Genomic DNA, 19,864 nt, shown 5'->3' with positions numbered 1-19,864 from the left:
ACGGGGCCCACGCTAGGGACCGTGGCGGCCAAGTACCGTCCTCCACTCGGCGGCCCGTATCTTCGGGGCGGGGCGGCGTCCCCCTGGCGCCCGCCGACACCACCGCGCACCGCCTGGGAGGGCCGAGCCCATGACCCGCCTCCACGTCTTCGACATGGACGGAACCCTGCTGAGGGGGACGACCGCGAGCCTGGAGATCGCCCGCGTCCTGCGCTGTGAGGAGCAGCTCGTGGAGCTGGAGGAGCGCTTCCGGCGGCAGGAGGTCGACACCCGCGGCTTCGCGCGCGGCATCCACCGGCTCTGGAGCGCGCTCACGGAGGAGCACGTCGCCACGGCCTTCGACCGGAGCCCCTTCCTCACCGGCATCCGCCAGGTGTGCGACGACATCCGGTCCCGCGGGGAGTACTCGATGGTCGTGAGCATGTCCCCGGACTTCTACGCGCGCCTGCTGCTCCGGTTCGGCTTCGACGAGGTGGTCGCGTCGCGCTTCCCCGCACTCCCGTTCGCCTCCCCCGTCGTGGCCGAGGACATCCTCACACCGCAGGACAAGGTGGACATCGTCGAGCGGGCCCGGCGCGGCCGGGGCCTGGCGGCCGACGCCTGTGTGGCCTACGGCGACTCGATGTCGGACGCCCCGCTGTTCCGGCACCTGGCCGCCACCGTGGCGGTGAACGGCGACGAGCGGATCACCGGTCTGGCCGCCGCCCACTACACCGGTACGAGCTTGGTGGACGCCTACGCCCTGGCCCGCGCGTCCCACTGCGGTACCCGGTAGGCATCCGGCCGCGAACGCGGCGGGACGCGGCGGGACGCGGCGGGACGCGGCGGGACGCGGCGGGACGCGGCGGGACGCGGCGGGACGCGACCGACCGTCCCACGGCCGGCCGCGTCCGGCGCGGTCAGAGCGTGAAGACGATCTTGCCGAACAGGTCGCCGTCGGCCATCGCCTGGAAGCCCTCGCGTGCCCGGTCGAGCGGCAGCACCCGGTCGATGTCGGGGCGCAGCCCGGTGCGCGCGCACATCTCGATGAGCGTGGCCAGCTCCGACCGCGTGCCCATCGTGGACCCGAGCACCCGCAGCTGGAGGAAGAACACCCGGGTGAGCTCCGCCGACGGCGAGTCGCCGCTGGTCGCGCCACACGTGACGATCGCCCCGCCCGGCTTGAGCGAGCGGACCGAGTGCGCCCAGGTGGCCTGGCCGACCGAGTCGAAGACGGCGTCCACCTTCTCCGGGAGCCGCTCCCCCGTGGGCACCGCCGCGTGGGCACCGAACTGCACGGCCCGGTCGCGCTTGGCCTCACTGCGGCTGGTCGCGTAGACGCGGTGCCCGGCCTGCACCGCCAGGCGGATCAGCGCCGCCGACACGCCGCCGCCCGCGCCCTGCACGAGGATGGTCGAGCCGGGCCGCAGGTCGGCCTTGCCGAAGAGCATGCTGTACGCGGTCAGCCACGCCGTCGGCAGGCAGGCGGCCTCCTCGAAGGAGAGCTCCGGCGGCTTGGGCAGCAGGTTGCGCCGGGGCACCAGGAGCTTCTCCGCGAAGGTGCCCTCGTGCACCTCCGACAGCAGCGAGCGGCGCGGGTCGAGGGTCTCGTCCCCGCCGCCGGCACCGAGGTCGCCGATGACGCTGTGCACGACGACCTCGTTGCCGTCCTCGTCGACGCCGGCGGCGTCGCCGCCGAGGATCCGCGGAAGGCTCTTCTCGTCGAGGCCGACGCCGCGCAGGCTCCACAGGTCGTGGTGGTTGAGCGAGGCGGCGCGGACGTCGACCACCGCCCACCCTTCGCGCGGCTCGGGTTCGGGGCGCTCGCCCGCCTCCAGACCGGAGACGGGGTCGTCGGGGCTGATGCGTGCTGCGGTGATAGCGAACATGGACCGAAGCCAACCACGCCGACCGAGCCGTGTTCCAGTCGGGGGCCGGTCCGTCGCCTATGCGGGGGTGAACTGGAAGGTCGCGCCTTCCTCCTCGGTGTGGGACACGTACTCGACGGTGTAGTGGAAGAGTTCGGCGGACTCCCCGGGCCGGAGCGTGGCGGTCTGCTCCTCCTCCCGGTTGCCCTCCTCCTGTTCCACGATCACCTCGGCGCTCTGGTCCTCGGCCATGTACACCTCGAACTCGTAGTCGGTGCGGCCTCCCTCCTGCAGGTCGCCGGACCACTGCGCGTCGACGACCACGACGGTGCAGTCGCCGTTGCGGCAGCTCTTGTGGTTGACGCCCTCACAGGCGGTCACGGAGGCGAGTACGAGGAGGGCGCCCAGGCTGGGCAGGGCGAGCCGGTGGACGGTTCCGCGCCGAAGGCGTCCGCTGAGGGTGGTGGCCCGGCCGTGCGCGGAGCGCCTCGACCTGGCGATGGTGGGTGACGGGTGGGGCTTCATCCTGATTCCGTTCTTCGGGGGACGGCGACGGGGGGCGCCGGGGGGATCGAGCACGGTCAAGTTAGCAGCGGACCCCGCCGCGGGCCCAGGCCGGGTGGACACGCGGGACGGGCGGGACGGGCGGGACACCGAAGCGTCCCGCCCGTTCCGCGCTCAGGACAGTGCGCCGAGGCGAGCGTAGAGCGCGCGGTAGACCTCCGCGTTGTGGCCCCACGTCCGCCGGGACTCGACCTCCTCCCGCCCGGCTCGTACGCACGCCTCACGCAACTCGGCGTCCTTGTCCAGCGACATGATGGCGTCGGCCAGCGCGGCGGGGTCCCCCGGAGGGATCAGGGTCCCGGCCCGACCGTCATCGACCAGTTCGCGCAGCGCAGGCAGGTCGCTCGCGATGACGGGTACGCCCAGTGCCATCGCCTCGACCGGCTTGAGCGGTGTGACGAGGCGGGTGACGCGTGCGTCGATGCGGGGCACGACCATGACGTCCAGTGCGGCTTGGGCACGCAGTGCCTCGTCGGGGTCCACGCGCCCCGGGAGCAGGCACCCGCCGCCCAGGCCGCGGCGCTCGGCGAGGTCGAGCAGGTCCGGCCGCGCCGGCCCGTCCCCGACCAGGAGGACCCGTACCTCCCGCCCCCTGTCCCGCAGCAGGACCGCGGCCTCGATCAGGGTCTCGAACCCTTCGTAGTGCGTGAGGCTGGACACCGATCCCACCACGCGCTCCTGCTCGGCGATACCGAAGGACTCCCGGAACGAAGCTCCGTCGGGCTGTTCACGCAGGAGCCGCTCGTCCACGGCGTTGGGCGCCATGACGACACGTTCGGGCGCCACACCGCGCCCGATGATCTCCGATCTCATCGTGTCCGCCAGCGTCACCACGGCGTCGGCCGCCCTGAGCACTGAGCTCTCCCGTTCCACGAGCAGCCGGTGGCGCTCGCTCCCGCGACGGGACGTCGCGCCCTCGTGGGACAGCCAGGTCTCCTCCAGGAAGCCGCGCATCTCGTACACGACAGGGATACCGAGTGCGCGTCCGACGTGCAGGGCGACAGTGGCGTTCTTGTGGTCGCTGGCGGCGTGCAGCACCGCGGGCCGCAGGAGCCGCGCCAGCGCCGTACCCTCGGTGATCGCGACTTCGATCCGCTCCTGGAGCCCCAGGCCGCATCGTTCTCCGGGGCGGATCCGGTGGTAGGGGATCCCGTCGACGTCGCGCCGCCCCTCGGTGTCCCCCTCCTCGGGCCCGGGCCAACCCGGAAAGGTCACGACGTGGGGGTCCAGCCCGGCGTCGCGCTGGGCGAGGACGATCCGGTGCGTACGGACGGTGTAGCCCGCCTGCGTGTTGGGCAGGGCGTTCGTCACGAAGTGCAGGACCCGTCCGGGAACTGGCGGGAGTTCTCCGGAATTCCGCTCGGGCAGTTCCGGCAGGGGGCCGATCGCCCGCCGGTTGCCGATCAGGCGGCGGCGTGCCCGGTCGGCCGGGTCGTCCAGGGCCGCGTAGGGGACGAGTTCGTCGACGGCTTCCTGAACCCGCCCTTCTCCATAGAGAGACCGGGCGCGTTCGCGCGCCTCATGGGCACGTGCGGAGATCCGCCATTCCATCCCCGACCTGAGTCCGCTCTCTTTTCCACCTTCGACCGCGGCACGTTTTCCGTCCACCAAGGAAAGGTGGACGTCACGAACACGCCGGTCCACCCTCCGAGCCCAGACCATGACCGCCGAGACCCCCGCACCGATCGCCCCCAAGGCGACGAGTTGGAGAGCGGTGAGCAGCGACAGGACGCCCATCGCGAACAACACGCCGATCGCGCACGTGCCGATCAGCGCCACGACCGCGACCGAAATCTTCTTGTTTTTTCGCACATATCCCATGGTTCCCCCGTACCATGACATCCGTCGACACACCCATTCCGTTGGCCGACAAGGATGGGAAGGCGGACGTTATCACCGCCTATCCGCCACTCCAATGAACGCGGACAAGCGGCATGGCGGGGAATATGTCATTCACCGGGACGAAATCCAGCCGTGGAATGAGTGTGGGAACCGCGCGCACGCGTGAGGGGCGGGGCGCACCACGGCGCCCCGCCCCTCGTCGGACGCGGGCTCAGACGGCCAGCGGGTGCTCCACCGGGAGCGAGGTGTCCGTGGCCAGGTCCAGGGTGGACGGCGGCAGGCCGGCGGCCACGACCTCGGCGCCCAGCGCGGCGATCATCGCCCCGTTGTCCGTGCACAGGCGCGGCCGGGGCACGCGCAGCTCGATCCCCGCCTCCTGGCAGCGCTGTCGGGCCAGCTCGCGCAGCGACGAGTTGGCCGCCACGCCACCGCTGATCACCAGCGTGCTCACCCCGTGCTCGACGCAGGCGTCCACCGCCTTGCGGGTGAGCACGTCGACCACCGACTCCTGGAAGGCCGCCGCGATGTCGGCCACCACGAGCGGCTCGCCGCCGCGGTCGGCGTCCTCCACGTGCCGCGCCACCGCGGTCTTGAGGCCGGAGAAGGAGAAGTCGTAGGTGCCGTCGCCCCACTTGCCGCGCGGGAACCGGATCGCCTTCGGGTTCCCCCGCTGGGCCGCCTTGTCGATGGGCGGGCCGCCGGGATAGGGCAGCTCCAGCAGCCGTGCCACCTTGTCGTAGGCCTCACCGGCGGCATCGTCCACGGTGTCGCCCAGCGAGACCACGTCCGTGGCCAGGTCGTTGACCAGCAACAGGGACGTGTGGCCGCCGGAGACCAGCAGCGCGATGGCCGGCTTGGGCAGCGGACCGTGCTCCAGCTGGTCCACGGCCACGTGCCCGACCAGGTGGTTCACGCCGTAGAGCGGCTTGCCCAGGGCCATCGCGTAGGCCTTGGCCGCCGACACCCCCACGAGGAGCGCTCCCGCCAGTCCGGGCCCCGCGGTGACCGCGATGGCGTCGACGTCGGAGAGGGCGACCCCCGCACTGTCGAGCGCCCGCCGGACCGTGGGTGTCATGGCCTCCAGGTGCGCGCGGCTGGCGACCTCGGGGACCACACCGCCGAAGCGGGCGTGCTGGTCGACGCTGGAGGCCACCTCGTCCCCCAGCAGCTCGCAGCCGCGCACCAGACCGACACCGGTCTCGTCACAGGACGTCTCGATCCCCAGGATCAACGGGCCGCTCATGCTCGCTCCTCCGCCTCGCCGGACTCCGGTCCGGCCGTGGCCACGCGCCGCATGACGATCGCGTCGGCCCCCTTGTAGTATCCGCGCCGCACACCGATCTGCCGGAACCCGAAACGGGCGTAGAGGTCCTGGGCGCGCGGGTTGTCGTCACGCACCTCCAGGAACATGTGCGTGACGCCGTCGCGTTCGGCCCGGTCCAGGAGTTCGGCCATCAGCGCCCGGCCGACACCGCGTCCCCACACGGGCCGGGCGACGGCCATGGTCTGCACGTCGCCCTCGGGCGGCACCGAACGCAGGCCGGCGTACCCGACGAGGGCGTCCCCGGTCTCGGCCACCACGTAGCTGCGGCCCTGCGTGCCGAGTTCCTCGCGGAGCATGTTCTCGCTCCAGGCGTCCTCCGGGAAGAGGGCGCGTTCCAGCTCCATGACCGCGGGCACGTCGTCGCCGGTCATGGTGCGCAGTCGTACGGGCTCTCCGGGCTCGGCGTAGGAGCCCGAGGCCGAGACGGTCACTTCACCCACTGGCGCACCTTCTTCGGGCTACCGGGCTCCACGGCGTCGGGGCGACGCAGGTAGAGCGGTTCGGGCGCGGGCAGTGCCGTCCCCTGGCGCAGGCGCAGCAGGGCCAGCTCGGCCATGGCGGCGGCGTCGGGGTACAGCGGGTCGGGGTCGGCGGCCGCGGGGCCGAAGACCTCCGCGTACATCCGGGCCCCGTGGCCGACCAGGGGCAGGCCGCCGGTGTCGAGCTCGGCGGGGCGGTCGACGGCGACCTCGCCCACGCGGTGGAGGCGGTCGTCGTAGCGCGCCCAGAACACCTCCTTGCGGCGGGCGTCGGTCATGGCGACGAACGGCCCGGTCCGGCCGGTGGCGAAGGCCAGGGCGTCGAGCGTGGTGACGCCGTGGCAGGGCACGCCGAGGGCGTCGGCCAGCGCGTGGCCGGTGGCCAGGCCGACCCGCAGGCCCGTGTAGGGGCCGGGGCCGATACCGACGGCCACGTGGTCGAGGTCGGCCAGGGTGATCCCGGCCTCCTCGGCCAACCGGTGGATGGTGGGGCTGAGGAGTTCGCCGTGGCGGCGGGCGTCCACGGAGGCGGCGCTCGCGCGCAGGCGGAAGGCCCCGTCGGGGCCGCTCTCGCCGATCGCGGCGGTCACCGCCGGGGTGGCGGTGTCGAAGGCCAGCAGCAGCACGGAGACCGCCTATCCGAGCCCGGGCTGGGCGCCGGGCAGGTCGATGTCGTTCCAGCGCGCGCCGACGGCGCGCAGGTGGACGGTTCGGGTGTCGTCGTGGTGGCGCTCGATACGGATCTCCAGGCGGTCGTCCGCGAGGCCCTCGGCGACGCCCTCGCCCCACTCGACCACGGTGACCGAGTCGGGCTGGGTCATGTCGAGGTCGATGTCGTCGATCTCCGCGGGGCCGCCGAGCCGGTAGGCGTCCACGTGCACGAGGTCGGGTCCGCCGACCAGGGAGGGGTGGATGCGGGAGATGACGAAGGTCGGGGAGGTGACCGATCCGCGGACGCGCAGGCCCTCGCCCAGGCCCTGGGTCAGCGTGGTCTTGCCCGCGCCGAGCGGCCCGGACAGGAGGATCACGTCGCCGGCCCTGGCCAGGGCGGCGAGGTCGCGTCCGAGCGCGCGCATGGCGCCGTCGGTGGCGGCGGTCACCGCGCGAACGGCGGGCGCGGCGCTGTGGGGCACTACGTCGGTGGACACACCTGGGGTGGTCGCGGTTGCGTCTGTCATCGGGCTCGCAGTGGTCGGTGGTGGGTCGGGAGGTGGCTGGGCACAGTGGTCAGGGCGCACCTGAGGTGACCTCTTCACCCAGGTTAGGACGGGTGAGGGGCGTCCGTGGCCGGTTCGCGGCACTCGGCCCGGTCCGGCGCGCGGAGCACCGGGTTCCGGGCGCACGCGGACGGCTCCGGCCCGCGCCCCGGTTCAGGCGCCGCCGACGTACTCGCGCGGGACCCGGGCGCCCACCCGCGTCACGATCTCGTACGGGATGGTGTCCAGGATCTCGGCCCAGTCCTCGGCGGTGGGAACGCCCGGATCCGTGCTCGGGTCGCCGAACAGGATCGCGTCGTCCCCCGCCCGGACGGGGTCGTCGCCCACATCGACAACGAACTGGTCCATGCAGACTGTTCCCGCGATGGTACGCCTGCGTCCGCCGAGCAGCACGGGGCCCTTGTTGGTGGCGGCGCGGGGCACGCCGTCGCCGTAGCCGAGGGGCACCAGGGCCAGGGTGGTCTCGCGCTCGGTCACGTAGCGGTGGCCGTAGGAGACGCCGCTGTCGGCGGGAACCCGCTTGGCGAGGGCGACGCGGGAGCGCAGGGTCATGGCGGGGCGGATTCCGGACACCGTGTAACCGGGGATCGGGATGAGCCCGTAACTCGCGATGCCCCCGCGCACGAGATCGAACCTGGCTTCGGGGAGGGTCAGGAGCCCCGCGGAGTTGGCGATGTGGCGGACCTCGGGGGTGAGTCCGACCTTGTCCGCCGTCTCCAGTGCCTCGTGGAAGGCGGAGAGCTGGCGCGCGATGGAGGGGTGGCCGGGCTCGTCGGCACACGCGAAGTGCGACCAGAGGCCGCTGACCCGCACGTGTCCGGCGTCCTCGGCGCGCGCGGCGGCCTCCACCAGCTGCGGCCAGTCGGCCGGGCCGACGCCGCCACGGTTGAGGCCGGTGTCGGCCTTGAGCTGGACGCGCGCGGTGCGCCCGAGGTGCCGTGCGGCCTCGACGATCTCGTCCAGGATCGCGCGGTCGCTGACGCCGAGGTCGATGTCGGCCCCGATCGCCGCGGCCACGGGTTCGCCGGGCGGGACGATCCAGGCCAGGACGGGCGCGGTGATCCCGGCCTCGCGCAGGGCCAGGGCCTCGTGGATGAAGGCGGTGCCGAGCCAGGTGGCGCCGCCCGCGAGCACGGCCCGCGCGGCCGGAAGCATGCCGTGGCCGTAACCGTCGGCCTTGACCACGCCCATCAGGGGGGTGCCGCCCGCGCGCTCACGGAGCAGCCGGGCGTTGTCGGCGATCGCGTCCAGGTCGACGCGAGCGTGCGCGAAGTGAGCCATGGCCCCAGTCTTCCACGTGTGGGTTACCACAACGGAGCTGCGGGTATGTGGTGTTCGACCGAGTTCGGCGCCGTATCTGGGGGTATCGGCATGAGCGAGTTCGGAAGTGAGCGTTCCGTCAACGCGGTTCGGCTGTGGTCGGGAGGCCTCGCCACCGCGGTGGTGGCCGCACTGGTGATCTTGGTGGGCACTCTCGTGATCCGTGGGGTCATGGACATACCAGTGCTCGCACCTGAGGAGGCCGGTTATCTGGGCGATGCCGGGACTGTCGTGTACGCGCTGATGGCAGCGGTCGCGGCGCTCCTGGCCACGGGTCTGCTGCACCTGCTGCTGGTGGCGGCACCACGCGCACGCGCCTTCTTCGGGTGGATCATCGGGCTGGTCACGGCGGTCGCCGCGGTCACCCCCTTCACCCAGGGGGCCGAACTGCCGAGTCAGATCGCCACGGCCGTCATCAACCTGGTCGCCGGGATCGCGATCGCGACGCTGCTCAGCAGTGTGGCGAAGACGGCGGTCGTCCGGAGTCCGCGCCGCGGCGAGCCGCGGGAGCGTCCGGCCCTGCACCACGAAGGGATTTTGCCGGACGTGAAGCAGGCCGAGTACCGGGGGGAGCCCCGGGGCCTGTGACACACCCGCTCGCGCGGAGTGAAGGAAGAACGCACAGAGGGGGCGGGGCCCGTCGGGGTCCCGCCCCCCTCGCGTGCGCGGGAGTCGCGTGGGGGCCGCGTGGGGGCCGCGTGGGGGGCCGCGTGGCCCCTCACCAGGCGGAACGTGGCGCCCCCGCGTGCGCGCGGGTCACGGGGCGCGGAGCGAGGATCGCGGGGCTCGCGGATCGTTGGGCGCACGGGGTCCGCTGCGGTGCACTAGCCGTCGTTGACCAGCACGCCCTCGACCATCGCCGACCGGACGATCCAGTGGTGGCCCTCGGTGTCCCGGAAGTCGAGCAGGCCGAACTCGTCGTGCAGGGACCGCTTGACCGTGTCCAGGGCCTGGGCGCCGGTCCGGTCCTCCGATCCGCCCAGGTCACCGGGATGGAACACGTGCCTGCGCCCCGACCGCATGTGCAGGATGATCTCCGTACTCATACGCTCCACTCCTTCCCTCATACGTTCCCCTTCCCCGCCAGCGTGCGCGCACCCGCGCCGCCCGGCCGCGGCCGCGTCGGGGGCGGCGGTGGTGACCGCCGGAACGCGCCCCCTCAGGCCCGGGTGACCAGTGTGTCGGCGTGCTCGGGGCTCAGGCAGTGCTCGATGACCGTCACGGCCGCGCCGATCACGCCCGCGCTCTCCCCCGCGGTGGAGGACACGATGCTCAGATGCTCGGTGGCCAGGGGCAGCGAGCGCTGGTAGATGATCTCCCGGACCCCGGCGAGCAGGTGGTCGCCGGCCAGGGCGAGCGCTCCGCCGATGACGATGACCGACGGGTTGAACATGTTGACCGAGGCGGCCAGCACCTCCCCGACGTCGCGCCCGGCCTGGCGCAGGGCGCGCAGCGCCGGGACCGATCCGTTCCGCGAGAGCTCCACGACGTCGCGGGCGCCCCGGGCCGGGACGCCCTCGGCGGTCAGCGCCTCCGCGAGGGCGGCTCCGCTGGCCACGGCCTCCAGGCACCCGGTATTGCCGCAGCGGCACTGGCGGCCCGCCCCGCTGGGCACGTGGATGTGCCCCATGTCCCCGGCCGCGCCCTGGGCGCCCCGGTAGACCCGGCCCTCGCTCACGATGCCGCAGCCGATGCCGGTCGCGACCTTGACGAACATCAGGTGGCTGGCGGTCGGCCAGGCGACGTGGTGCTCGCCGACGGCCATGATGTTGACGTCGTTGTCGACCAGGACGGGGACGGGCAGGCGCGCGCCCACGTAGCCGGGCACGTCGAAGTTGTCCCACCCGGGCATGATCGGCGGGTTCACCGCGCGGCCGGTGGAGTACTCGACCGGCCCGGGCAGGCCGATGCCCACCCCCAGCAGGTCCGGCACCTCGCGGCCGGCGCCGTCGAGCAGCGCCCGCCCGCGGTCGACCACCCAGTCCAGGACCGGCTCGGGCCCCAGCGCGATGTCGAGGTCGGCGCGCTCCTCGGCGAGCACCGTCCCCGTCATGTCGGTGAGCGCCAGACGCGCGTGGGTGGCGCCGAGGTCGGCGGCCACGACCACGCGGGCGTCGGGGCGGAACGAGAAGGTCGTGGGCGGTCGCCCGCCGGTCGAGGCCGCCTCGCCCGCGGGGCCGATGAGGCCGCTGGCCAGCAGGGCGTCCACGCGCTGGGTGACCGTGGAGCGCGCCAGGCCGGTCACGGACGCCAGTTCCGACCGGGTGCGCGGTCTGCCGTCGCGCAGTATCCGCAGCAGTGTGCCCGCCCCCGCGGCCGTCACGCGCAACTCGGTCAAACCCCTGCCCCCTGAGCCCGTCAGCACCTCTTCCGTCATGAATCCAGTCAAGCACAGGTTGCCTGGCGTCGTTCGAGCGAGCCTAAAGTGTTCTGGCCCGACAACTTCTGCTTGACTATCGACATAAGTCCGGCGTACGGTGCCGTCATGTCAGTGAGAAAGGTCACAAGCCTGGGAGAAGCGGACGATCCCGGCCCCCTCGCCCCCACGACCTACCGCGCGGCGGTGATCGGTACCGGCTTCATGGGACGCGTCCACACCCACGCCGTCCGCGCCAACGGCGGCCGGGTCGTGGGCGTGGCGGGCTCCTCCCAGGACAAGGCCGAGCGCTTCCGCACCGTCCACGGCCTGGACCGCGCCGTCGGCCACGCCCTCGATCTCGTCCACGACCCCGACGTGGACGTCGTCCACGTGTGCACGCCCAACCACCTGCACGCCCCGCTGAGCCTGGCCGCGCTGGCGGCGGGCAAGCACGTCGTGTGCGAGAAGCCCCTGGCCACGGACGCCGCCACGGCCCGCGGGCTGGTCACGGCCGCCGAGGAGGCCGAGCGCGTCGCGGTCGTGCCCTTCGTCTACCGCTTCCACCCGATGGCCCGCGAGGCCCGGGCGCGCGTCGCGGCGGGCGCCATCGGCCGCGTCGGCCTGGCGCACGGCGGCTACCTCCAGGACTGGCTGCTCTCCCCCGAGGACGACAACTGGCGGGTGGACCCCGAGCTGGGCGGACCCACCCGGGCGTTCGGCGACATCGGCTCGCACTGGTGCGACATGCTGGAGTTCGTCACCGGCGACCGCATCACCTCGGTGAGCGCCCAGACCTCCCGCGTCAACGACACCCGGGGCGCCGCGTCCCGTCCGGTCACCACCGAGGACCTGGTCACCTTCCAGTTCTCCACCCGCGGCGGCGCGATCGGCAGCGCCGTGATCAGCCAGGTCTCCGCCGGCCGCAAGAACCAGCTGTTCCTGGAGGTGGCGGGGAGCGAGGGCTCGCTCGTCTTCGACCAGGAGCGCCCCGAGACCCTGTGGTCCGGCTCCCGCGGACGCACCGCCCTCATCTCGCGCGACGACCCCGCCCTCAGCGCCGACGCCGCCCGGCTGGTCACGGTCCCCGTCGGCCACCCCCAGGGCTACCAGGACTGCTTCAACGCCCTGGTCGCCGACACCGCCGCGGCCATCGCCGGGCACGCGCCCGAGGGCCTGCCCCGCTTCACCGACGGCCTGCGCGCCGCGGTCCTGGCCGAGGCCGTGCTGGAGTCGGCCCGCGAGCGCCGCTGGGTCGACGTCCCGGAGGTGGAGGAGGGATGACCGGCGAACCCCTGCTGAGGATGCGCGCGATCACCAAGTCCTTCCTCGGCGTGCGCGTGCTGCACGGCGTCGACCTGGACCTGCGGGCCGGTGAGGTGCACGCGCTGGTCGGCGAGAACGGGGCCGGCAAGTCGACCCTGATGAAGGTGCTGGCCGGAGTGCACCGTCCCGACGGGGGCACCATCGAGCTCGACGGCGAACAGGTCGCCTTCGAACACCCGGTGCGCGCGCAGCGGGCGGGGGTCGCCACGGTCTTCCAGGAGTTCAACCTCCTGCCCGAGCGCACCGTCGCCGAGAACGTCTTCCTGGGCCGCGAGCCCCTGCGCCGCGGCCTCGTCGACGGCCGCGCGATGGAGCGCGCCACCGCCGCGCTCCTGGCCGACCTCGGTCTGGAGGGCATCGCCCCCTGGCAGAAGGTCCGGTCGCTGTCGGTGGCCGAGCAGCAGATCGTGGAGATCGTCAAAGCGCTCTCGCAGGACGCCCGCGTCATCTCCATGGACGAGCCGACCGCCGCGCTGGCCGACCACGAGGTGGAGGTGCTCTACCGGATCATCGGCCGGCTGCGCGAGCGGGGCGTGGCCGTCCTCTACGTCTCGCACCGGCTCAAGGAGATCTTCGACCTCGCCGCGACCATCACCGTCCTCAAGGACGGCGACCTGGTCGGCACCTGGCCGGCCCAGGAGCTCGGACCCGCCGAACTCGTGCGCCAAATGGTCGGCCGCCCCGTCTCGGCGGTCTTCCCCGAGCCCCTCGAACCGCGCGGCGAGCACGTCGGACGCGTGCGGCTGTCGGTGGCCGGGGGCGGCAACTCCCAGGTCGACGGCATCGGGTTCGAGGTCCGCGGCGGCGAGATCCTCGGCCTGGGCGGGCTCCAGGGCAGCGGCCGTACCGAGGTCGCGCACGCCCTGTTCGGGATCGCGCGGTTCACCCGCGGCGAGGTGCGCGTGGACGGGCGGGTCGTGAACCCGCGCTCCCCGCGCCAGGCCGTACGCGCGGGCCTGGTGCTGGTCACCGAGGACCGCAAGTCGCAGGGCCTGGCACTGCACCAGTCGGTGCTGGCCAACGGCCGCCTGGTCCTGGACGCGGTGTTCCCCTTCGGCTCCGGTCCGCGCGCCCGCCGGCTGCCCGGCGTGCTCTCGTCCCTGGAACTGGTCGCCCGGGGCGGCCACGGCCAGGAGGTCCAGTACCTGTCCGGCGGCAACCAGCAGAAGGTGGTGCTGGCCAAGTGGCTGGCCGCCGAACCCGGCGTCATGGTGATGGACGAGCCCACCCGCGGCATCGACGTCGGTGCCAAGCAGGCCGTCTACCGGCTCATGCGTGAACTGGCCGCCGACGGTGTGGCCATCGTGCTGATCACGTCCGAACTGCCCGAACTCATCGGGATGGCCGACCGCCTGGTCGTGCTCGACGACGGCCGAATCGCCGGCGAGCTGCCCGGCGACGCCGACGAGGAGGCCGTCATGGCACTGGCCACCGGTTCCGCCCCGCGCGAGGAGGCGGCGTCGTGACACCCCTGCGGACCACCGTGCGGAGCCTCGGTTCGCGGCTCGGCACCACCGGCCTGGTCTACGCCGCCCTCGTCGTCCTGCTGGCGGTCAGTTCCGCCTTCCTGGCCGCCCGCGGCGCGACCCTGTTCACCACCGCCAACACCGTCGACCTGTTCACCCGCAGCAGCCTGCTCGGCTTCCTGGCCATCGGTCAGACACTGGTCATCCTCTGCCGCTCGCTCGACCTGTCGGTGGGCCACGTCGCCGCGCTGTCCGCGCTGGTCGCCGCCACCACGATGGACGGCGACCCGTCGCGGATCGTCCTCGGCGCGGCCGCCGCGCTGGGCGTGGCGGCGCTGATCGGCCTGGCCAACGGGCTCATCGTCACCGGGCTGCGGGTCAACCCCTTCATCGCGACCCTGGGCACGGCCCTGGTCGTCCAGGGCTACCTGGACACGACCTTCCAGGGGCCGGCCGGATCGGTGCCCGCCGCGTTCCAGACCTTCGGCTACACGCGGATCGGTCCGCTGCCGGTCTCCACCCTGGTCATGCTCGGCCTGGCGGTGGCGGCCGTCGTGTTCCTGCACCGCACCCGCATGGGCTACCACATGTACGCCGTGGGCGGCGACGCCGAGGTCGCCCGCCTGTCGGGCGTGCGGGCCGGGGTGCCCGTGGTCACCGCGCACGTCCTGTGCTCGATCACCGCGGGGGTGGCCGGGCTGCTGCTGGCGGCACGGTTCGGCACCGGCAACCCGCAGGTGTACGCCAACGGCTACGAGCTGGAGGCGATCGCCGCGGTCGTGCTGGGCGGCACCTACCTGCTCGGCGGGCGCGGCGGCGTGGCCGGAACGATCGCGGGCGTGTTCGTGCTGGCCACCCTCGACACCGTGTTCAACGTGCTCGCGGTCGACCCGTTCGTCAAGGACGTCCTGCGCGGCGCGGTCCTGATCGCCGCGGTGGCCGTCTACGCCCGCGGGCAGCACTCCCGCACGGCCGCACGCGTGCGGTTCCCGTCCACGGGTCCGCCGGCGCCGCCGCCCTCCCCGCCCTCCGCACCGAAGACCGCTCCCCTGGGAGGCCGCCGATGACCGCCCCCGCCTCCCCGACGCCGTCCGCCCCGCCGCCCGCCCCCGAGGCGGACGCGCGGCGCCGCCCGCGCCTGGGCGCGCTGTCCTCGCTGCCCAGGGGCGGTACGGCGACGGTCGCGCTGATCCTGCTGCTGATCTTCGTCGTCATCGCCACCCAGAACCCGTCGTTCTTCGAGGGTCCGCCGCTGATGGGCTTCGGCAAGAAGGCCGCCCCGCTGGTGATCCTCGCGGTCGGCCAGTACCTGGTGATCGTCTCCGGTGAGTTCGACCTGTCGGTCGGCTCGCTGGTGGGCGCCCAGGTGGTGATCGCGGCACGTCTCATCGACGGCGACGAGGCGATGACCTGGCCCGTGCTGGCACTCATGGCGGGCTTCGGACTGGTCGTGGGCCTGGTGAACGGACTGGTCACCACGCTGCTGAGGGTGCCGTCGATCATCACCACGCTCGGCACGATGCTCGTCCTCTTCGGCGCCGTGCGCTTCTGGACCGGCGGCGCGCCCACGGGAGCGCTCTCGGAGGCCTTCCGCGTGCCGGGCCGCAACGGGATCGAGAACGTCCCCGTCCTGTACCAGATCCCGTGGGCGCTGCTGATCGCGGTCGCCGTCGTGGTGGCCGGTGTGCTGCTGATGCGCTCCCCGTACGGGCGCACGCTGATGGCCACCGGTGACAACGACACCGCCGCCGCCTTCTCCGGCGTGCGCGTGTGGTCGGTGCGCACGCTGGCCTTCGTGGCGTCGTCCCTGCTGGCCACGCTCGCGGCGGTGCTCATCGGCGGCTACGCCGGCGTGACCGCCCAGGTCGGCCAGGGCCTGGAGTTCACCGCCATCACCGCGGTGGTCCTGGGCGGCGTGGTCCTGGGCGGCGGACGCGGCACCGTGCTCGCCGCCGCTCTCGGAGCCCTCACCGTGGAGGCGCTCTTCACCCTCTTCAACCAGCTCTACCTGCCCTCGACGATCCAGCCGGCGGCGCAGGGACTCATCATCATCGCCGCGGTGGCCTACGCCTCGCGCCGCGGCGAGCTCCGACTGCCCGGGCGCCCACGGCGGCGACCGGACCACCCGACCGAGCACACGCTCGGCTCTTCGAGGAGGTAACACACCATGCGCGTTCCCCCTGCGCTCCTGGCCGGCGCCGCCGGCCTGGCCCTGGTCCTCAGTGCGTGTACGACCGACACCCCCGACGACGACGCGGCCGAGGGCGCCGGCCTCACCCCGGACGAGGAGTGGTTCGACCAGGAGGAGTTCGACACCCAGCTCGCCCAGCGCGACATCACGCCCGAGGGCGACCCCGAGCAGCCCTGGCTGCAGGCGATCGAGCCCGAGTGGACCGACACGAGCGAGTTCGCCATCGACGATCCGGGCGACGCCACCGTGTGCTTCTCCAACGCCTCGGTGTCCAACCCGTGGCGCGTCACCGGCTTCATCACCATGGAGCAGCAGGTGGAGGCGCTCCAGGACGAGGGCCGCATCGGCGAGTTCCGGGTCTCCGACGCCGCCGACGACGACAACCAGCAGATCTCCGACATCCAGGCGTTCGTGGACGCCGGCGACTGCGACGCCATCATCATCTCGCCGTCCACCACGGCCACCCTCACCCCCGCCGTGGAGACCGCGTGTGAGAGCGGGGTCCCGGTCATCGTCTTCGACCGCGGGGTCAACACCGACTGCATGGTCACCTTCATCCACCCCATCGGCGGCTACGCCTACGGCGCCGACGCCGCGGAGTTCCTGGTGGACGAGCTGGAGCCGGGCTCGACCGTCCTGGCCCTGCGCATCCTCCCCGGGGTCGACGTGCTCGAACACCGCTGGGCGGCGGCCCAGACCATCTTCGACGACAGTGAGCTGGAGGTCCTCGGCTTCGAGTTCACCGGGGGCGACGGCGCCCAGATCAAGGACCTGGTGTCCCAGCACCTGCAGCGCGGGTCGGTCGACGGCATCTGGATGGACGCGGGCGACGGCGCGGTCGCGGGACTGGAGGCCTTCGAGGATGCCGGACAGCCGTACCCGGTCATCGCCGGCGAGGACGAGCTGAGCTTCATGCGCAAGTGGGACGAGGAGGACATCACGGCGATCGCCCCCGTCTACTCCAACTTCCAGTGGCGGACGCCGGTCCTGGCCGCGAGCATGATCCTGGCGGGCGAGGAGGTCCCCTCGGAGTGGGTCCTGCCGCAGGAGCCGATCCGCGAGGAGGAGCTCCAGGACTACCTGGAGCGCAACGCGGACATGCCGTCCCTGCACTACGCGAAGTTCGGCGGCGAGGACCTGCCGGGCTTCCCCGAGGCCTGGACGGACCGCTAGATGCGCGCGCTGGGGGTCAACACCTGGGTGTGGACGTCACCGCTGACCGACGTGGCGCTGGAGCGCATCGCGCCCCGTGTGGCGGAGTGGGGGTTCGACGCGATCGAACTGCCGGTGGAGAACGCCGGCGACTGGGACCCCCGGCGCGCCCGCGACCTGCTGGACGGGTTGGGCCTGACGGCCTCCGTCGTGCTGGTGATGGGGCCCGGCCGTGAGCTGGTGGCGACCGGGCCCGGGACCCGCGCGAACACCCAGGACTACCTGCGCCGGGTGGTGGACGCGGCGGCCGGGGTCGGCTCGCCCGTCATCGCAGGCCCCGCCTACGCCTCGGTCGGCCGGACCTGGCGGATGTCCGAGTCCGAACGGGCCGGGGTCTACGCCGAGCTGACCGACGCGCTGGCGCCCGTGGTCGACCACGCCGCGGCGGCGGGCGTGCGCGTGGCCGTCGAACCCCTCAACCGGTACGAGACCAGCGTCCTCAACACGGTCGACCAGGCCATGACAGCCCTGGCCGACCTGCCCGCGCGGCACTGCGGGCTGGCCCTGGACGTGTACCACCTCAACATCGAGGAGCGGGACGTGGCCGCCGCCGTCGACCGGGCCGCCCCGCGCCTGCACCACGTCCAGGTGTGCGCCAACGACCGGGGCGCACCCGGCGCCGACCACCTGGACTGGCCCGGGATCACGGCCGCGCTGGACCGGGCCGGGTACACGGGCCCCCTGGTCATCGAGTCGTTCACCGCCGACAACGCGAGCATCGCCACGGCCGCCTCCGTGTGGCGGCCCCTGGCGGAGACCCAGGACGCCCTCGCCGTGGACGGCCTGGCGTTCCTGCGCTCCCTGCCGGACCCGGCCGTGCCGACCCGTCCCTGACCCGCTCCCCCACGGAGGTAATGAGAATGCCGCGACCCGTCACCCTGTTCACCGGCCAGTGGGCCGACCTGCCGTTCGAGGAGCTGTGCTCCCTGGCCTCCTCCTGGGGGTACGACGGCCTGGAGATCGCCTGTTGGGGCGACCACCTGGACGTCACCCGCGCCGCCGTGGACGACGCGTACGTGCGGGAGAGGCTGGAGATCCTGGAGCGCCACGGGCTCCGGGTGTGGGCGATCTCCAACCACCTGCTCGGCCAGGCCGTGTGCGACGACCCCATCGACCAGCGCCACCGCGACATCCTGCCCGACCGGGTGTGGGGCGACGGCGACCCCGAGGGCGTGCGCCGACGGGCGGCCGAGGAGATGCGCACGACCGCCCGGGCGGCGGCCCGGATGGGCGTGTCCACGGTGGTGGGCTTCACCGGCAGCGCGATCTGGAAGTACGTCGCGATGTTCCCGCCGGTGGGCGAGGACGTGATCGAGGCGGGCTACCAGGACTTCGCCGACCGCTGGAACCCGATCCTGGACGTGTTCGACGAGGTGGGCGTGCGCTTCGCCCACGAGGTCCACCCCTCGGAGATCGCCTACGACTACTGGTCCACCGAGCGGGCCCTGGAGGCGGTGGGGCGCCGTCCGGCCTTCGGGCTGAACTGGGACCCCAGCCACATGGTGTGGCAGGACATCGACCCGGCGGGCTTCCTGTGGGACTTCCGGGACCGGATCTACCACGTGGACTGCAAGGACACCCGCAGGCGGACGGGCAACGGGCGCAACGGGCGGCTGGGTTCGCACCTGCCGTGGGGCGACCCGCGGCGGGGCTGGGACTTCGTATCGACCGGGCACGGGGACGTGCCGTGGGAGGACTGCTTCCGCACGCTGAACGCGATCGGCTACGAGGGCCCGGTGTCGGTGGAGTGGGAGGACGCCGGGATGGACCGGCTGGTGGGTGCCGCCGAGGCCGTGGACTTCGTGCGCGCCCACGCCTACGACCCGCCGGAGGCGAGCTTCGACGCCGCCTTCGGCGGCCGGGAGGAGGGCGCGTAGCGGCGGGCCGCGCCGCGCCCGCGGCACCGCGTCACATCATGGGGGCGATGACCACCCGGTAGTGGCCGCCGTCGGCGGTGGCCACGTCCGTGCGGAAGTCGTTGACCCGGTTGACGGACCGCTGGACGGTGTCGCTGCGCACGGCACTGGTGTCGGCGGCGGGCAGGTGCTCCCGGATGGAGGCGATCGCCTCGTCGACGGACAGCGCGGTCGCTCTTCGCTCCGGCGTGACACTCCAGCCGTCGTCGGACAGGCGGCTGATCGCGATCCGGAACATCCCGGTTCTCCCTGCGGTGTCGGGGGGCTGGAGCGCCATTCTCCCGCATCGCCCGCGGCCGCGGAAGAGCGGTCCGGCCGGGTGTGGACGGCGGCGCCGTCCGCCCGCACCCGGCCGGGGCGCCTCAGACCTCCAGCTCCTCCTCGATCCCCTTGAGGCGGTGCCTGGCCAGGGCCAGGTTGGCCCGCGCCCGGTCCAGCGCGAGGTAGAGGAACAGGCCCTGGCCCTTGCGGTTCGTGAGCGGCCGGATGAGGTGGTACTGGCCGGACAGCGAGATGAGGATGTCCTCGAGCCCCTGCTTGAGCCCGAGCTGGTCCATCGTCCTCATCTTGGCCCGGACCACCTCGGTGTTGCCCGCGGCGGCGACGTCGAGGTCCAGCCCGCTGGTCGAGTTGAGCGATCCCAGGGACATTCCGCTGTTGTAGTCCACGACGGCGGCGCCGAGGGCTCCCTCGATCGCCATCATGTTCTTCAGCCCTGCGTCGATGTTCGGCATGCCGTTCTCTCTCCTTGTGGTCATGTGGCGCAGAAACGGCCGTTGGGCCACCCAACGGCGGAGGCGGGCG

Annotated in this window: 21 protein-coding genes; 9 read left to right on the top strand and 12 right to left on the bottom strand. The window is 73.0% G+C overall.

The genetic code is table 11. The features are described from left to right. Positions 1-130 precede the first annotated feature (130 nt). Positions 131-775, top strand: coding sequence for an HAD family hydrolase (locus HNR10_RS20320; RefSeq protein ID WP_179825941.1), 645 nt, complete (start codon positions 131-133; stop codon positions 773-775). A 124-nt stretch (positions 776-899) separates the two neighbouring features. On the opposite strand, the gene HNR10_RS20315 is transcribed toward HNR10_RS20320, so the two are convergent. From HNR10_RS20315 to alr, 8 genes are all read right to left on the bottom strand, one after another. After that, positions 900-1,868, bottom strand: a complete 969-nt coding sequence (locus tag HNR10_RS20315; RefSeq protein WP_179825938.1) for a zinc-binding dehydrogenase — start codon at positions 1,866-1,868, stop codon at positions 900-902. 57 nt (positions 1,869-1,925) lie between these two features. Further along, positions 1,926-2,372 carry a hypothetical protein gene (locus HNR10_RS20310; RefSeq protein WP_179825937.1) on the bottom strand — a complete coding sequence of 149 codons (447 nt, stop codon included), beginning with the start codon at positions 2,370-2,372 and terminating at the stop codon, positions 1,926-1,928. Positions 2,373-2,525: 153 nt separating this feature from the next. Then, the gene (locus HNR10_RS20305) at positions 2,526-4,232 is read right to left on the bottom strand and encodes a glycosyltransferase family 4 protein (protein ID WP_179825935.1); all 1,707 of its coding nucleotides are present in this window, start codon (positions 4,230-4,232) and stop codon (positions 2,526-2,528) included. Between the two features lie 232 nt (positions 4,233-4,464). Then, the gene (gene tsaD, locus HNR10_RS20300) at positions 4,465-5,496 is read right to left on the bottom strand and encodes a tRNA (adenosine(37)-N6)-threonylcarbamoyltransferase complex transferase subunit TsaD (RefSeq protein ID WP_179825932.1); all 1,032 of its coding nucleotides are present in this window, start codon (positions 5,494-5,496) and stop codon (positions 4,465-4,467) included. Then, positions 5,493-5,948 carry a ribosomal protein S18-alanine N-acetyltransferase gene (gene rimI, locus HNR10_RS20295; RefSeq protein WP_179829845.1) on the bottom strand — a complete coding sequence of 152 codons (456 nt, stop codon included), beginning with the start codon at positions 5,946-5,948 and terminating at the stop codon, positions 5,493-5,495. The genes tsaD and rimI overlap by 4 nt, the downstream gene beginning before the upstream one ends. A 56-nt stretch (positions 5,949-6,004) precedes the next feature. Continuing rightward, on the bottom strand, positions 6,005-6,682 hold the full coding sequence (gene tsaB / locus HNR10_RS20290) for a tRNA (adenosine(37)-N6)-threonylcarbamoyltransferase complex dimerization subunit type 1 TsaB (RefSeq protein WP_179825929.1): 678 nt from the start codon (positions 6,680-6,682) through the stop codon (positions 6,005-6,007). A gap of 9 nt (positions 6,683-6,691) precedes the next feature. Beyond that, the gene (gene tsaE / locus HNR10_RS20285) at positions 6,692-7,234 is read right to left on the bottom strand and encodes a tRNA (adenosine(37)-N6)-threonylcarbamoyltransferase complex ATPase subunit type 1 TsaE (protein WP_179825927.1); all 543 of its coding nucleotides are present in this window, start codon (positions 7,232-7,234) and stop codon (positions 6,692-6,694) included. Positions 7,235-7,426: 192 nt separating this feature from the next. After that, positions 7,427-8,554 carry an alanine racemase gene (gene alr / locus HNR10_RS20280; RefSeq protein WP_179825918.1) on the bottom strand — a complete coding sequence of 376 codons (1,128 nt, stop codon included), beginning with the start codon at positions 8,552-8,554 and terminating at the stop codon, positions 7,427-7,429. Positions 8,555-8,644: 90 nt separating this feature from the next. On the opposite strand from alr, the gene HNR10_RS20275 reads away from it, so the two are divergent. Further along, positions 8,645-9,181 carry a DUF6069 family protein gene (locus HNR10_RS20275; RefSeq protein WP_179825916.1) on the top strand — a complete coding sequence of 179 codons (537 nt, stop codon included), beginning with the start codon at positions 8,645-8,647 and terminating at the stop codon, positions 9,179-9,181. A gap of 236 nt (positions 9,182-9,417) precedes the next feature. Here the strand turns inward: HNR10_RS20275 and HNR10_RS20270 are convergent, their stop codons facing one another. Together HNR10_RS20270 and HNR10_RS20265 are read right to left on the bottom strand one after the other, a co-directional pair. Further along, positions 9,418-9,639 carry a hypothetical protein gene (locus tag HNR10_RS20270; protein ID WP_179825914.1) on the bottom strand — a complete coding sequence of 74 codons (222 nt, stop codon included), beginning with the start codon at positions 9,637-9,639 and terminating at the stop codon, positions 9,418-9,420. A 113-nt stretch (positions 9,640-9,752) separates the two neighbouring features. Then, a complete protein-coding gene (locus tag HNR10_RS20265; protein ID WP_179825912.1) occupies positions 9,753-10,970 on the bottom strand; it encodes an ROK family transcriptional regulator in 1,218 nt (405 codons plus the stop codon). Positions 10,971-11,084: 114 nt separating this feature from the next. Here HNR10_RS20265 and HNR10_RS20260 point away from each other — a divergent pair, with 114 nt between their 5' ends. Genes HNR10_RS20260 through HNR10_RS20230 form a run of 7 tightly spaced genes read left to right on the top strand, consistent with a single transcriptional unit; the run spans position 11,085 to position 19,021 of the window. Continuing rightward, positions 11,085-12,233 (top strand): Gfo/Idh/MocA family protein, encoded by a 1,149-nt coding sequence (locus HNR10_RS20260; protein WP_179829844.1) that lies wholly within the window; start codon positions 11,085-11,087, stop codon positions 12,231-12,233. Beyond that, positions 12,230-13,741: a sugar ABC transporter ATP-binding protein gene (locus tag HNR10_RS20255; protein ID WP_179825911.1), complete on the top strand. Its 1,512-nt coding sequence runs from the start codon at positions 12,230-12,232 to the stop codon at positions 13,739-13,741. Before HNR10_RS20260 ends, HNR10_RS20255 begins: the two co-directional genes overlap by 4 nt. Further along, positions 13,738-14,808, top strand: coding sequence for an ABC transporter permease (locus HNR10_RS20250; RefSeq protein WP_179825910.1), 1,071 nt, complete (start codon positions 13,738-13,740; stop codon positions 14,806-14,808). The genes HNR10_RS20255 and HNR10_RS20250 overlap by 4 nt, the downstream gene beginning before the upstream one ends. Beyond that, entirely contained in the window at positions 14,805-15,902 is a 1,098-nt protein-coding gene (locus HNR10_RS20245; protein ID WP_179825909.1) for an ABC transporter permease, read from the top strand. The genes HNR10_RS20250 and HNR10_RS20245 overlap by 4 nt, the downstream gene beginning before the upstream one ends. Before the next feature lie 6 nt (positions 15,903-15,908). After that, on the top strand, positions 15,909-17,105 hold the full coding sequence (locus HNR10_RS20240) for a substrate-binding domain-containing protein (protein ID WP_179825908.1): 1,197 nt from the start codon (positions 15,909-15,911) through the stop codon (positions 17,103-17,105). After that, the gene (locus tag HNR10_RS20235) at positions 17,106-17,978 is read left to right on the top strand and encodes a sugar phosphate isomerase/epimerase family protein (RefSeq protein ID WP_179825907.1); all 873 of its coding nucleotides are present in this window, start codon (positions 17,106-17,108) and stop codon (positions 17,976-17,978) included. A gap of 26 nt (positions 17,979-18,004) precedes the next feature. Continuing rightward, the gene (locus HNR10_RS20230) at positions 18,005-19,021 is read left to right on the top strand and encodes a sugar phosphate isomerase/epimerase family protein (protein WP_179825906.1); all 1,017 of its coding nucleotides are present in this window, start codon (positions 18,005-18,007) and stop codon (positions 19,019-19,021) included. 31 nt (positions 19,022-19,052) lie between these two features. Here HNR10_RS20230 and HNR10_RS20225 read toward each other — a convergent pair whose 3' ends face one another. Both HNR10_RS20225 and HNR10_RS20220 read right to left on the bottom strand, forming a co-directional pair. Continuing rightward, on the bottom strand, positions 19,053-19,298 hold the full coding sequence (locus tag HNR10_RS20225) for a hypothetical protein (protein WP_179825905.1): 246 nt from the start codon (positions 19,296-19,298) through the stop codon (positions 19,053-19,055). A gap of 124 nt (positions 19,299-19,422) precedes the next feature. Continuing rightward, the gene (locus tag HNR10_RS20220; RefSeq protein WP_179825904.1) at positions 19,423-19,794 is read right to left on the bottom strand and encodes a hypothetical protein; all 372 of its coding nucleotides are present in this window, start codon (positions 19,792-19,794) and stop codon (positions 19,423-19,425) included. Between the last annotated feature and the right edge of the window lie 70 nt (positions 19,795-19,864).

The sequence above is a fragment of the Nocardiopsis aegyptia genome (assembly GCF_013410755.1).
GTDB classification, from domain to species: Bacteria; Actinomycetota; Actinomycetes; order Streptosporangiales; family Streptosporangiaceae; genus Nocardiopsis; species Nocardiopsis aegyptia.
The sequence above is the reverse complement of the archived record's forward strand: the minus strand, read 5'-3'. Positions and strand labels throughout refer to the sequence as shown.